The sequence below is a fragment of the Litorivivens sp. genome, from assembly GCF_057445395.1.
On the sequence record NZ_JBVBUV010000005.1, the window covers coordinates 89048 to 101909 of the forward strand.

Below are 12862 nucleotides of genomic sequence, written 5' to 3' on the forward strand. Positions count from 1 at the left end.
CGACTGCCCTTACAGGAGCACCACATCAAACTGTTCCTGCGTGTAAATGGCTTCCACTTGGAACTGGATCGCCTTGCCGATAAACTCTTCCAGATCAGCTACATTTGCGGACTCTTCATCCAGCAGCCGATCCACCACTTCCTGTGAGGCCAACACCATCAATCGGTCGCTTTCATAAGCTCGCGCCTCCCGTAGAATCTCACGGAAGATTTCATAGCAGACCGTTTCAGGTGACTTCAGTGTGCCGCGACCAGAGCAGTACTTGCAGGTTTCGCACAACACATGCTCCAAACTTTCACGGGTGCGCTTGCGCGTCATTTCAACCAGACCCAGTTCGGACACGCCGGTAATACTGGTCTTGGCGTAATCTTTCTCCATCGCCTTTTCCAGCGCCCGCAACACCTGTCGACGATGCTCTGGATCTTTCATATCGATAAAATCGATAATAATAATCCCACCGAGGTTACGTACTCGCAGTTGTCGAGCCAACGCCGTAGCAGCTTCGAGGTTGGTTTTAAAAATGGTTTCTTCGAGGTTGCGATGACCGACAAAGGCGCCGGTATTCACATCAACGGTGCTCATCGCCTCGGTCTGGTCAATGATCAGATAACCACCGCTCTTGAGCTCTACCTTGGTTTCGAGCGCACGCTGAATTTCCTCTTCAACGCTATAAAGATCAAAAATCGGACGCTCGCCGGGATAGTATTCCAGAATTGGCAGAATTTCCGGTACGTAGTCTTTGGCAAAATCCACGACTCGCTGATAGCTTTCGCGCGAATCTATCCGTATTTTTTCCAACCCCGGCCGCACCAGATCACGCATGGTGCGCATAAACAGTGGCAAATCCTCGTAGATGATCGACGGCGCCGGGTCGCGTTTGCGGCGGCGATCCACCGCCTGCCACAAGCGCTTTAAAAAGCGCGTATCGGCCGTGATCTCATCGTCTCCACAACCTTCTGCGGCGGTGCGGATTATATAGCCACCACCGTTCGTTTCCTCGTCGTCAGCGGCACTGACCTCAACCAGCGCCTTGAGCCGCGTGCGCTCAGCTTCATCGTCGATTCGATGGGAAACCCCAATATGCTCGGTCTTCGGCATATAAACCAGATAGCGCGAAGACACCGACAGATGGGTGGTCAAACGCGCGCCCTTGGTGCCAATCGGATCTTTGATGACCTGCACCGTCAGTGCCTGCCCTTCTCTCACTGCGGTACGAATCTCGGGCACTTCGCCATTGGTCGCCGGCTTTAGAGCAGCAATATCCGAAGCGTGAATAAACGCAGCTTTTTCCAGGCCAATATCCACAAACGCAGCCTGCATACCCGGCAGTACCCGCACCACTTTGCCCTGATAGATGTTGCCAACAATACCTTTGGCCCGCGCGCGTTCAATGTAAATTTCCTGAAGAACCCCGTTTTCCACCACCGCGACTCGGGTTTCCATCGGCGTTACATTGATAAGAATTTCTTCGCTCATATGGCTGTATGGATTCCAAAGCGCCGCAACAATTGGCGCGTCTCGTAAAGCGGCAGGCCGACAACTCCGCTGTAGCTACCTGTCAGCGAAACAACGAAAGCGGCAGCAAGCCCTTGAATGGCGTAGGCTCCAGCCTTATCGTCGGGCTCCCCGGTAGCAACGTACCGCAGGATTTCATCTTCCGCCAGTGTAGCAAAGCTAACTTCGCTCGTCTGAATCGTGCACTGCTGGCTGGTTTCGTTTTGCAGCGCAACAGCGGTCAACACCCGATGCTTGCGTCCGCTCAATTGCGTAAGCATGTGCACCGCGTGCTCGCGAGTTCGGGGTTTACCCAGAATTTTCTGATCAACGACAACGATCGTATCGGCTGCCAGCACAACCTTATCAAGTCGATCTTGCAGGGTATGCCAAACAGCATCAGCTTTGCCGCGAGCCAGCCGGTCAACACATACCTCCGGCGTTTCTCCGGCCACCGGGGTTTCATCGATATCCGCCACTTTGACTGAGAAATCAACGCCGAGGGTGGAAAGCAGTTGCCTCCGCCTGGGCGATTGCGAAGCCAGAATCAGTTCCATCAGGTAACTACAAAGCGATAACAGAGGTAAGTGAGTATGACGTGCGCCAGCGGCCAGATTAGCGCACTCATCAGCGCCTGCGCCAGTACCAGTAGGCTGGTATCAGCAACGCCCATCAGGTTCTGTACCCACTGCCCCAGCAACAGATGAATGATCACCATGGAGAAAATGAAAACAGCCTGCTTGCGGTAGCCGTACATGCGCACACGCTGGTGCGATACATGTACAAAGTAGGCAACGACCGCCAGCGCAAACGCATGCTGTCCGAGGTAGGCGCCGTGCAGGATATCCATCAGCAAACCCGAAATCCAGGCCCAGCCGACACCCACACGGTGAGGCATGAAAAGCACCCAGAAGCAGATGACAATGACCATCCAGTCAGGCCGAAACCATCGTGCCGAGAGAGGGAGGGGGTAAACACTCAGCGCCAAAGCCACAAACAGCGAAAGCAGGATCACCCAGAAGCTGTGGCCGTGATCATCCATCACCACGTGCCACCGAGCGACTGAAAACCAACAGCACGAACTGGGCTTTGTCGAGCTGCGCCAGCGGTCGCGCGCGAACAGTGGCGAAGGGCTCGCCTGGGTCGATGGTTACTTCCGATACCCGGGCGACCGGGTATCCGGCCGGAAAGCGGCCACCCAATCCAGAGCTGACCAGCAAATCGCCCACTTTGATATCGGTGGTTGCGGCCACGTGACTGAGCTCAAGCAGATCAATCAGTCCACTGCCTTCCACGATGGCCCGCACACCGTTGCGATTGACCTGCACCGACAGTGCGTGGGTCACGTCCGTAACCATCATCACTCGACTGTGATTGTAGGCCACGTTAATAACCTGACCGACGAGACCATCGGCATCAATGACCGCCTGCCCCTCTTCTATACCATCGGCTGACCCCTTATCCACGATAAACACGTGCTGGGCCGGGTCAGCAGCCAACCCAACCACCTCCGCCACCACCACACTTTCTTCCTTGTGACTGGCGGAGTTGAGCAACTCACGCAGACGCAGGTTTTCCGCACGCAACGAGGCAAGTTTCTGGGTTTTGGCGTGTAACACGAGCGCTTCGGCGCGCAGACGCGCATTTTCTTCACGCAGGCTCTCCCGGCCGGTAAACAACCCTTCAAGGCTGCGACCAATTTCCGAGGGTAATTCGGTAAGTTTATAGACCGGCAGCGAAACGCTTGCCAGATAGCTCAGCGGCCTATCGAGCCAGCCGCTGCGCGCTGCCTGAACCAACAACAACGCGATCAGGCTAAGCACCAGCAGGCGAATGCCTGCTGACGAAGAACCGGACGAAAAGATCGGTTTGATAGCGTCGCTCCCTTATGCCCGGGTTGCCCCGGAACAGAGTTATTCCGTCGACAGCATATCCAGACGATGTTTTTCCATGATTTCCATGGCACGACCACCACCGCGAGCAACGCAGGTAAGTGGATCTTCCGCCACAATCACCGGCAAGGCACTTTCATCGGCAATCAACTGATCGATTCCGCGCAGCAGTGCACCGCCACCCGTCAGTACAATACCAGTTTCGGCGATATCAGCCGCCAATTCCGGCGGTGACTGTTCCAGCGCCCGTTTCACCGCCTGCACGATCACAGACAGCGGCTCCTGTAATGCTTCCAGGATTTCGTTGCTGTTGAGCGTAAAGCGACGCGGAATACCTTCGGCCAGGTTGCGGCCACGCACATCAATCTCGCGCACTTCTTCCAGCGGATAGGCGCAACCGATCTCCTGTTTGATGCGTTCGGCCGTAGCGTCACCAATCAGGCTACCGTAGGTGCGGCGCACATGCGTGACGATAGCTTCGTCAAAGCGGTCACCGCCAACACGCACGGAGTCGGAGTAAACCACCCCATTGAGCGAGATAATGGCAATCTCGGTAGTACCTCCACCAATATCCACCACCATGGAGCCAGCCGCTTCTTCTACATTCAGGCCAGCGCCGATGGCTGCAGCCATCGGTTCTTCAATCAGACGCACTTCTCGAGCACCGGCGCTCAGCGCCGATTCACGAATAGCGCGGCGCTCCACCTGCGTTGACTTACAGGGCACACACACCAAGACGCGCGGGCTTGGGCGGATGATGCTGTTTTGATGAACCTTGGCGATAAAATGCTGAAGCATTTTCTCCGTCACCTGGAAATCAGCAATAACACCATCTTTCAGCGGACGAATTGCCGTGATATTGCCGGGGGTACGACCCAGCATACGTTTTGCTTCAGTGCCTACCGCCTCGACGGTTTTCTGGCCATTATGGACTCGAATGGCCACTACGGAGGGCTCATCCAGAACCACCCCCTGATCGCGGACATAAATCAGCGTGTTGGCCGTTCCCAAATCGATTGAAAGGTCGTTTGAGAAAAGACCACGAATTCTTTTGAACATCTGTGCAATTCACCTGTACGGCCCTGAACGGGCCCTTGTTACGACTGCCGGTTGGCAGCGGAAAGCCGCTATTTTCTATTATTTTCGCTGCAGCTGCCATAAATCCCTGCAACTCTATCAACGGCGGGGATTCAGGGCAAGGCGCAAATATGATAAGTTTACCCGCCCTGATTGACGGGCTACACGGTCGCTGCGGCCACCTCCCCGAATCAGTATCCGATTCTTGAGTTCGTCCGTTTTCTGACAGGCGGTTTCAGTCAGAGCAATACAGAGTGTAATTACAGACAGGTGACCCATGGCTGTTGGCCCATCAGACATTGAAAAAATCGCGCATTTGGCGCGCATCCGTATCGCGCCGGATCAGGTTGGCGAGGTCGCCAGCCGTCTCAGCGACATTCTCGGCATGGTCGATCAGATGCAGGCCGTAGATACCAGCAATATTGCTCCCATGGCCAACCCTCACGACGCCACCCAACGTCTGCGCCCCGACGCAGTCACTGAGGAAGACCAGCGCGACACCTTTATGGCACTGGCACCACAGTCCGAAGACGGCCTGTTCCTGGTGCCCCGCGTTATCGAATAAGCCTGTCGATCTGAATCAACGAACGACATAGACCCAGACCAGCTACCGAGAGCCAGCATGCATACCAAAACCCTACGCGAACTCGCGGACGGACTAGACAGTGGTCAGTTCTCCAGTGAGGAACTGACTCGCCATTTTCTGACGCGTATCGCCGAGCACAACCCCACGGTCAACGCTTTTATTACCGTACTGGAGCAAGAAGCACTGGCTCAGGCCAAAGCCTCCGACGCCAGACGCAGCAGCGGTCGGGCGTCCATCCTCGACGGCATCCCCCTGGCGCATAAGGACATTTTTTGCACCGCGGGCGTTCGCACCAGCTGCGCTTCCAAAATGCTCGACAACTTTATCGCCCCCTACAATGCAACTGTGGTTGAAAAGATTGCCAGCGCGGGCATGATCACTCTGGGTAAAACCAACATGGACGAGTTCGCCATGGGCTCATCCAACGAAACCTCCTGGTATGGCCCGGTACGCAACCCCTGGAATACCGACTGCGTCCCTGGCGGCTCGTCAGGCGGCTCCGCCGCCGCCGTTGCTGCAGGCCTCGCCCCAGCCTCAACTGGTACCGATACCGGTGGCTCCATCCGCCAACCAGCCGCCCTGTGCAACCTGACCGGTCTAAAGCCCACCTACGGCCTGGTCTCGCGCTATGGCATGATCGCCTTTGCTTCCAGCCTCGATCAGGCCGGACCGATGACCCGCACCGCCGAAGACGCCGCGCTGATGCTGCAAGCCATGGCAGGTTTTGATGATAAAGATAGCACTAGCCTGAAACGCGACATTCCTGACTACAGCGCCAGCCTGAATGATTCTCTGAAAGGCAAGGTGATCGGCATACCAAAAGAGTTTTTCGCCGAAGGCCTGTCCGATGAGATCGCAACAAAGGTGCGCGACGCCCTAGCGGAATACGAAAAGCTGGGCGCTACGCTGAAAGAAATCAGCCTGCCTCACAGCCACCTGTCAATTCCCTGCTACTACGTGATCGCCCCGGCGGAGGCCTCGACTAATCTGTCCCGCTATGACGGCGTTCGCTACGGCCATCGCTGTGACGACCCGAAAGATCTGGCTGACCTTTACACACGCACTCGTGAAGAAGGCTTTGGCGACGAGGTAAAACGACGGATACTGGTGGGCACCTACGCGCTCTCCGCCGGCTTTTACGACGCCTATTACCGCAAAGCACAGCGCATTCGCCGATTGATCAAGCAGGATTTTATCGACGCCTTCAAAGAGGTGGACATCATTGCGGGACCAACCTCGCCCAACCCGGCCTTTGGCTTGGGCGAAAAGGTGAACGACCCACTGACCATGTACCTCGAAGACATGTACACCATTGCGGTCAACCTCGCCGGCATTCCCGCCCTGTCGCTGCCCGCCGGCTTGGTAGACGGCAAACCAGTTGGCCTGCAGCTGATTGGCAAAGACTTCTGCGAGGCGGAAATTCTCAACGCCGCCCACCAGTTCCAGTTGGTTACCGACTGGCACAAACAAACCCCGGCAGCGTTTGCCTGAACTGCCTGACAAAGGGAACCCGACATGGAATGGGAAACTGTAATCGGTCTTGAGGTGCATGTGCAGCTTTCGACCAAATCCAAAATTTTCTCTGGCGCCAGTACCGCCTTTGGCGCGGCGCCTAACACCCAGGCCTGCGCCGTAGATCTGGCCCTGCCAGGCACACTGCCGGTATTGAACGAGGAAGCGGTAAAAAGCGCTATTAAATTTGGCTTGGCAGTAAATGCAGAAATAACGCCGGAATCGGTGTTTGAACGCAAAAACTACTTCTATCCGGATTTGCCCAAAGGCTACCAAACCAGCCAGATGGATGCCCCCATCGTTGGCCCCGGCTGGATCGACATCCAACTGGAAAGCGGTGAAACCAAGCGGATTCGCATTCATCACGCCCACCTGGAAGAAGATGCGGGCAAATCATTACACGAAGACTTTCACGGAATGTCCGGCATCGACCTGAATCGCGCTGGAACGCCGCTGATCGAAATCGTTTCTGAACCAGATATGCGCAGCGCTGAAGAGGCTGTGGCCTATCTGAGAAAAATACACTCCATCGTGACCTATCTGGGCATCTCTGATGGCGACATGTCGCAGGGCTCACTGCGCTGCGACGCCAATGTGTCGGTACGCCGGAAAGGTAGCGACACATTGGGTACTCGAACCGAAACCAAGAATCTGAACTCGTTTCGTTTTATCGAAAAAGCTATTCAGATAGAAGCCCAGCGCCAGATCGATGTGCTCGAAGACGGCGGCGCGATTACTCAGGAAACACGCCTGTTTGACAGCGAGCGCAATGAAGGCCGTCCTATGCGCAGCAAGGAAGAAGCCAATGACTATCGCTACTTCCCCTGCCCGGACTTGCTGCCCGTGGCCGTTGAGCAGAGCTTGATCGACGAAATTAAAGCCACCCTGCCCGAGCTGCCTGACGCCAAGCGCGAGCGCTTCCAGAGTAGCTATGGCCTGTCGAGTTATGACGCCAGCATACTCACAAGTGAGCGCGTCATTGCCGATTACTTTGAAACCGTTGCCGAAACAGCAGGTGACGCCAAACTGGCGGCCAACTGGGTGATGGTGGAACTGATGGGCCGTCTTAACAAAGAAAGCCTGGGTTTCGCTGCCTCACCAGTCAGCGCCGAGCAGCTCGGCGGGCTGATCCAGCGCATTCGCGACAACACCATCTCCGGCAAGATTGCCAAACAGGTCTTTGAAGCACTCTGGAATGGCGAGGGCGACAGCGCCGATGCCATTATCGAGAGCAAGGGCCTCAAGCAGATGTCCGACAGTGGCGAACTGGAAAAAATGGTGGATCAAGTGCTGGCTGACAACCCCCAACAGGTTGAGCAGTACCGCGCAGCCGACGAGGGCAAACGCAAAAAAATGCTGGGCTTCTTTGTCGGCCAGATAATGAAAGCCTCCAAGGGCCAGGCCAACCCCGGCATGGTTAACCAGTTACTGAACAAGAAACTCGGCTGAGCCGGGCACAAGGAATTAAACAATGCGTAAAGACAAAGAAAAGGTATTGGACGAAGTCTGGACAGAAGATCGGGTTCGGGAATTTCTGGATGTGCAGCCGCCCAAAGGCATAAACGCTGATTTTCACAAACTGGAAAAGGCTTACCAGAGCATGCGCGCAGATGATTTTGAAATTTTTGTTGGCATGTTTCTCGAAGCCGGGCACGACATCAATGCCACCAATGCCGCAGGCAGAACCGTGCTGAGCTATGTTCTAGAGCACCGCAACTCAACAGAGTTTGCCGATGTGCTAAAGAGAAATGGCGCCAAATAAAGCCTGGCCCACTAGCAGAGCATCTACTCCACCCTACCGCGATTAAATTTGATCCGGTTCTCCTGCTTTTTGTGTTCGCTTTTTTTCAGCAACACATAGACCGCGCCCACCCCTCCATGACGAGGCTGGGCGCTGGCGTAGGCAATGACTGGCGCCAGCTGGGGCAGCCATACATTGAGGTAACTTTTCAACACGGCGCCTTCCGCTTTTGACCCAAACCCCTTGCCGTGAACAATGCACAGGCTGCGCAGATTCAGGGAGTACGCCTCCTCAATAAACGAAAACACTTCCTGCCGGGCGCGCTCCACCGTCATCCGATGAAGATCCAGGCGCGCCTCGGGCTCATAGACGCCCTGCTTGAGCTTGCGAAAAACGCCGTGCTGTACACCGGCCCCCTGCCATTCCAGCACATAGTAGGCATCTAGAAGAGGAACCTCCGCATCCGAAAGCGGGTTGCGATCAACCGTCTGCTCGCGCTGGGCAGCCTCACGACGCGCTTTAGCTGCAAGCTCGGAGATATCCTCCCGGCGGATGGCAACGCGCTTTTCGGCCTTTAACGGCCTAACGTCACCCAACTCTTTTGCAAACCACTCGTCATCTTGCATTGCCTACCTCCGACGCCAAGTATACCGCCCCAAACGACCAGTTTCGAAAATTCCCGCTATTTTCGGGCTGACGCAGGCCGTGCCACCGCCCTACAATGGCAGCCATGACATCACGTGATTCCAACTATAAGGCCCAGACCTGCCCCGCCTGCGGCGGCGACAATCGTTGCGCCGTTGCTCAAAACCTCCCTCCGGCCTCCTGCTGGTGCTTTTCTGTCACCTTCAACAAGGAAACTGTCGCCCGTTTTCAAGGGAAAGAGCAGTGCCTTTGTCAGCGCTGCGGCACGGCAACAACACAAGAGGAAAAGTCATGAATCTGACTGACAGCAACCACCGCATCCTGGCATTCCGCCGGAAAGCGGCTTATCTAACCACGTGCCCCAGTGGTGACCTGTACATGTCACGTAACTTTCAATCGACGACTTCAGCAGCCAACAGGCAGTCTTATGGACAGTAATATCAATTATCTGGTGCGTGGCTTCAAAATGCTGCGCGAACCCGGCATACGACCCTTTGTCATTTTGCCATTGCTCGTCAACGTGCTGATTTTCGGGGGCCTGATGACGCTGGGCTTCGAACTGATTGGCGGGGGCATTGCCGCCATTCTCGCCTGGCTGCCCGAGTGGCTGTCATTTCTGAGCTGGATTCTATGGCCCCTGGCGGTGGTGCTGGTGCTGGCGATTGCCATGTATAGCTTCAGTACATTGGCCAATATCATCGCTGCGCCATTTAATGGCCTGCTGGCTGAGAAGGTTGAGGAAAAACTGACGGGCAAGGAAGTGGAGGCCCGGGAATCGTTTGCCAGCGCTCTGGCCAGCTTCCCCCGCAGTATCTGGCGGGAAGTGCAAAAGCTCGGCTACTACCTCAGTTTCGCCCTGCTGGTGCTGTTGCTCAGCTTTATCCCATTTATCTCCCCCTTCTCAGGGGTATTGTGGTTTCTGCTCGGCGCATGGATGTTGTCACTGGAGTACTGCGACTACGCCATGGATAACCGTGGACTGAGCTTTAAAGAGAGCAAGCGGCGTATAAAAGCTGCTCGCGGCAGCACCTTGCCCTTTGGGATAATGGTTATGGCGGGCACCATGGTGCCCATTGTGAATCTGCTGATCATGCCGGCGGCGGTCTGCGGCGGCACCATCTTGTGGGTTGAGAAGCTCCAGAGCGGTCAGACAACAAACGTCTGAGGACCGCCCGCAGATACGACGACTACCGCAACGCCTCCGGCGGCTGCTCACAGGCAAGTTTGCTGCCCAGCAATTTTTCGATTTCCGGCAACAGGAAGGCATCGTCTTCTGACGCAAAACTGATTGAGGTTCCCTTGGCCCCGGCTCGTCCCGTACGACCGATGCGGTGCACATAGTCCTCCGGGTCTTCGGGCAGGGTAAAGTTGACTACGTGACTGATCCCGTCAACGTGAATACCACGCCCGGCAACGTCGGTCGCCACCAGCACCTGAATCGTACCGTCCTTGAACTGCTGCAACGTCTGGGTGCGCTTGTTTTGGGCAATTTCACCCGACAACAGGCCACAGCGAATTCCACTTTTGCGCAGGCGCTCGTGCAGGCGACGGGTCTGGTCGCGGCGGTTGGCAAATACAATGACGCTCTCCGCCTCAGGCATACGGATAATACGCTGCAGGATCTGGAACTTTTCCCGCTCTTCTACCAGATAGACTCGCTGATCCACATTGTCAGTCGCCACGTTGTCCGGCTCTATTTCAATATTGACCGGTTGATAGGTCCACTGCTCTGTAAGGCGGATGATGTCTTCGGTAAAGGTTGCACTAAAAAGCAGGGTCTGGCGGCTTTCCTTGCGCGGTGTGAGCCGGATAATGCGCTTGACCTGGGGAATAAAGCCCATGTCCAGCATCCGGTCGGCCTCATCAATCACCAACTGTTCAACACCGTCCAGATAGAGGTCGCCGCGGCCGGTAAAGTCCAGCAAGCGGCCTGGCGTGGCAATAACAATATCCACAAGATCACGGCTGAGCTGATTCTGCTGCTTCTGATAGTCCATGCCACCGATCAGGGTAACCACATTAAGGTTCGTGTACTTGGTCAGCCCTTTCGCATCCTCGGCGATCTGTTGCACCAACTCACGGGTGGGTGCAATCACCAGCGCCCGGGGCTCGCCCAGGTAACGCTCGTCTTCGATCGGGTTATTGATCAGGTCGTTGATAACAGAAATCAGAAAGGCAGCCGTTTTGCCTGTGCCCGTCTGGGCCTTGCCGATCGCATCATGACCCCGCAAGGTGTGGGGTAAAACCGCAGCCTGAATAGGGGAGCAATACTGAAACCCCAGATCCGCTATGGCGCGCATCAGGGTATCGTCCAGCCCCAGATCGTGAAAGCGGACCTTGCCCGGCGCTTCGGGCACCGGAAAATCAGACAGGGACCAGGCTGACGGAGCAGGTTTGGCGCGGCGCTTTTTGTTCCCGCTGCGTCGTTCCGATGACTTGCCCTTGCCTTCATTTTCCGCGCGCTGCTCAGGCGCCTCGGTTTTTGGCGGTGTGGCAACGGGGTCTGTTTTGTCTCGTGAAAACAGCTTTTTTAGCAAAGGTTAGCCTCAATTAAATCTAAGTAAGGCCGGCATTCTATCAAATGTTGCTGCTATTGCACTCAATCGGGCACATTAAGGTCATCGAGGTCACGCTGTGGAGGCCCTTGATCACGCAGAACCTGCCGCGCTGCGCGGTCAAAATAGTAGTCCAGGCTGACGTAGCGCCCGCCGCCCCAGAAAAACAGCACCAGCAACATCAGAAAGTATGTGGCGGCAAATTCAATGCCATTATTGAGCACCACAAAGTTACCTTTGCCTGTCAGCCACTCGTAGTTGCCGTTTTCGCGCAATATGTCCTTGGCCCGCTCAAGGCGCAGGCTCACCTCGCGGCTGTTTTCCAGACTGTCTTCAGCGGCAGGGATGCCCACATCTGCCAACAGCTTCGCCGTACTGGTCGAAGGATCACTTGGCGCAATGGCGAACCAGCCGTTGTCCCAATGCACTTCGATGGCCGCGACCAGCATGGTAGCCATCAACGGAACAGCCGCCCAGCGCACCGCCAGGCCGAACAGTAGTAAAAAGCCACCAAACACTTCGGTTCCTGTCGCCAACGCCGCCAGTAGTTCAGGGTATGGCAAGCCCAGCCCCCATGTGGCGTTCCCAAACCATTCCACCGTACTGTCGAAACTGTGCCACTTGTTCAAACCCGCGGCGATCATCACCGGCGCCAGAAACAGACGAAGTGCCAGCAACGCAAGGCCGTCGAGGTGCTTTAACAAACCAAACAGGTTGTCGTGAATGGCGTAGTACACTTTGAACAAAAAACTCATTGCGGTCTCCGCACCGAAACTCTTCTCTTATTTTTACGATTTTTGAATTCTTTCTGTTAACTGCCAGTACGCCCCGCGCAGACGGCACAGGCGGGATCTTTGGCGAGTTTCAGATTTCTACACTCCATGGTAGCACCGTCCAGCAGCAACAAGCGACCCGTCAACGGTTCACCGTAACCCGACAGGAGCTTGATCGCTTCGGTGGCCTGCAGGCTGCCAATGACACCAACGATCGGCCCCAACACCCCCGCTTCCGAACAGTTGAGCGCTTCGTCGCCGACATCGGGGCTGTACAAGCAACGATAGCAGGGGCTGTCGGCCCGGCGCGGATCAAAAACTGAAAGCTGGCCTTCACTGCGTATGGCCGCCCCACTGACCAAAGGCTTTTGCAATGCAACACAGGCTTCATTTATCGCAAAACGGGTGTCGAAATTGTCGCTACAATCAAGCACCAGATCCGATGAAGACACGGCGTCGAACAATGCCTGGCCGCTCAAACGCTTGTTCAGGCAGTCAACCGAAATGTCGGGATTGAGGGCAAGACAGCGCGCCCGCGCCGACGCTACCTTGGACAAGCCGATAGCCGCAGTGTCATGCGCAATCTG

At 55.8% G+C, this 12862-nt stretch carries 15 protein-coding genes; 6 read left to right on the plus strand and 9 right to left on the minus strand.

Going from position 1 to position 12862, the window contains the following annotated elements; genetic code table 11:
• Positions 1 to 9: 9 nt before the first annotated feature.
• Genes rng through AC222A_RS03355 form a run of 5 tightly spaced genes read right to left on the minus strand, consistent with a single transcriptional unit; the run spans position 10 to position 4445 of the window.
• The gene (gene rng, locus AC222A_RS03335; RefSeq protein ID WP_372750124.1) at positions 10 to 1476 is read right to left on the minus strand and encodes a ribonuclease G; all 1467 of its coding nucleotides are present in this window, start codon (positions 1474 to 1476) and stop codon (positions 10 to 12) included.
• On the minus strand, positions 1473 to 2054 hold the full coding sequence (locus AC222A_RS03340; RefSeq protein ID WP_372750126.1) for a Maf family protein: 582 nt from the start codon (positions 2052 to 2054) through the stop codon (positions 1473 to 1475). Before AC222A_RS03340 ends, rng begins: the two co-directional genes overlap by 4 nt.
• Complete coding sequence (gene mreD, locus AC222A_RS03345) at positions 2051 to 2536, minus strand: rod shape-determining protein MreD (protein ID WP_372750127.1); 486 nt, start codon at positions 2534 to 2536, stop codon at positions 2051 to 2053. The genes AC222A_RS03340 and mreD overlap by 4 nt, the downstream gene beginning before the upstream one ends.
• Positions 2529 to 3368: a rod shape-determining protein MreC gene (mreC, locus tag AC222A_RS03350; protein WP_372765087.1), complete on the minus strand. Its 840-nt coding sequence runs from the start codon at positions 3366 to 3368 to the stop codon at positions 2529 to 2531. Before mreC ends, mreD begins: the two co-directional genes overlap by 8 nt.
• Positions 3369 to 3407: 39 nt before the next feature.
• Positions 3408 to 4445: a rod shape-determining protein gene (locus AC222A_RS03355; RefSeq protein WP_372750238.1), complete on the minus strand. Its 1038-nt coding sequence runs from the start codon at positions 4443 to 4445 to the stop codon at positions 3408 to 3410.
• A gap of 295 nt (positions 4446 to 4740) precedes the next feature.
• On the opposite strand from AC222A_RS03355, the gene gatC reads away from it, so the two are divergent.
• The 4 genes from gatC to AC222A_RS03375 are packed head-to-tail and all read left to right on the plus strand — an operon-like array spanning position 4741 to position 8323.
• On the plus strand, positions 4741 to 5028 hold the full coding sequence (gatC, locus tag AC222A_RS03360) for an Asp-tRNA(Asn)/Glu-tRNA(Gln) amidotransferase subunit GatC (RefSeq protein ID WP_372750239.1): 288 nt from the start codon (positions 4741 to 4743) through the stop codon (positions 5026 to 5028).
• Positions 5029 to 5085: 57 nt separating this feature from the next.
• Positions 5086 to 6540 (plus strand): Asp-tRNA(Asn)/Glu-tRNA(Gln) amidotransferase subunit GatA, encoded by a 1455-nt coding sequence (gatA, locus tag AC222A_RS03365; protein WP_486774631.1) that lies wholly within the window; start codon positions 5086 to 5088, stop codon positions 6538 to 6540.
• Positions 6541 to 6564: 24 nt separating this feature from the next.
• Positions 6565 to 8010 (plus strand): Asp-tRNA(Asn)/Glu-tRNA(Gln) amidotransferase subunit GatB, encoded by a 1446-nt coding sequence (gene gatB, locus AC222A_RS03370; protein ID WP_372810662.1) that lies wholly within the window; start codon positions 6565 to 6567, stop codon positions 8008 to 8010.
• Between the two features lie 22 nt (positions 8011 to 8032).
• Positions 8033 to 8323, plus strand: a complete 291-nt coding sequence (locus AC222A_RS03375) for a PA4642 family protein (RefSeq protein WP_372750496.1) — start codon at positions 8033 to 8035, stop codon at positions 8321 to 8323.
• Positions 8324 to 8346: 23 nt separating this feature from the next.
• On the opposite strand, the gene smrA is transcribed toward AC222A_RS03375, so the two are convergent.
• The gene (smrA, locus tag AC222A_RS03380) at positions 8347 to 8928 is read right to left on the minus strand and encodes a DNA endonuclease SmrA (protein WP_372758525.1); all 582 of its coding nucleotides are present in this window, start codon (positions 8926 to 8928) and stop codon (positions 8347 to 8349) included.
• 104 nt (positions 8929 to 9032) lie between these two features.
• On the opposite strand from smrA, the gene AC222A_RS03385 reads away from it, so the two are divergent.
• A complete protein-coding gene (locus AC222A_RS03385; protein ID WP_486774632.1) occupies positions 9033 to 9242 on the plus strand; it encodes a cysteine-rich CWC family protein in 210 nt (69 codons plus the stop codon).
• Positions 9243 to 9374: 132 nt separating this feature from the next.
• A complete protein-coding gene (cysZ, locus tag AC222A_RS03390; protein ID WP_372758523.1) occupies positions 9375 to 10112 on the plus strand; it encodes a sulfate transporter CysZ in 738 nt (245 codons plus the stop codon).
• Between the two features lie 22 nt (positions 10113 to 10134).
• Here cysZ and rhlB read toward each other — a convergent pair whose 3' ends face one another.
• The 3 genes from rhlB to AC222A_RS03405 form a co-directional block, all read right to left on the minus strand.
• A complete protein-coding gene (rhlB, locus tag AC222A_RS03395; RefSeq protein WP_372758522.1) occupies positions 10135 to 11484 on the minus strand; it encodes an ATP-dependent RNA helicase RhlB in 1350 nt (449 codons plus the stop codon).
• A 62-nt stretch (positions 11485 to 11546) separates the two neighbouring features.
• Positions 11547 to 12257, minus strand: coding sequence for an HvfX family Cu-binding RiPP maturation protein (locus AC222A_RS03400; protein WP_372749076.1), 711 nt, complete (start codon positions 12255 to 12257; stop codon positions 11547 to 11549).
• A 56-nt stretch (positions 12258 to 12313) separates the two neighbouring features.
• Positions 12314 to 12862: ThiF family adenylyltransferase (locus AC222A_RS03405; protein ID WP_486774633.1), on the minus strand; the 549-nt coding region annotated here is incomplete at its 5' end.

Bases quoted from the DNA above. Each gene is read 5' to 3' on its own strand.
- gatA (WP_486774631.1), top strand. From the start codon at position 5,086: ATGCATACCAAAACCCTACGCGAACTCGCGGACGGACTAGACAGTGGT.
- cysZ (WP_372758523.1), top strand. From the start codon at position 9,375: ATGGACAGTAATATCAATTATCTGGTGCGTGGCTTCAAAATGCTGCGC.
- AC222A_RS03355 (WP_372750238.1), bottom strand. From the start codon at position 4,445: ATGTTCAAAAGAATTCGTGGTCTTTTCTCAAACGACCTTTCAATCGAT.
- mreD (WP_372750127.1), bottom strand. From the start codon at position 2,536: ATGGATGATCACGGCCACAGCTTCTGGGTGATCCTGCTTTCGCTGTTT.
- AC222A_RS03375 (WP_372750496.1), top strand. From the start codon at position 8,033: ATGCGTAAAGACAAAGAAAAGGTATTGGACGAAGTCTGGACAGAAGAT.
- gatC (WP_372750239.1), top strand. From the start codon at position 4,741: ATGGCTGTTGGCCCATCAGACATTGAAAAAATCGCGCATTTGGCGCGC.
- AC222A_RS03400 (WP_372749076.1), bottom strand. From the start codon at position 12,257: ATGAGTTTTTTGTTCAAAGTGTACTACGCCATTCACGACAACCTGTTT.
- AC222A_RS03385 (WP_486774632.1), top strand. From the start codon at position 9,033: ATGACATCACGTGATTCCAACTATAAGGCCCAGACCTGCCCCGCCTGC.
- rng (WP_372750124.1), bottom strand. From the start codon at position 1,476: ATGAGCGAAGAAATTCTTATCAATGTAACGCCGATGGAAACCCGAGTC.
- gatB (WP_372810662.1), top strand. From the start codon at position 6,565: ATGGAATGGGAAACTGTAATCGGTCTTGAGGTGCATGTGCAGCTTTCG.
- smrA (WP_372758525.1), bottom strand. From the start codon at position 8,928: ATGCAAGATGACGAGTGGTTTGCAAAAGAGTTGGGTGACGTTAGGCCG.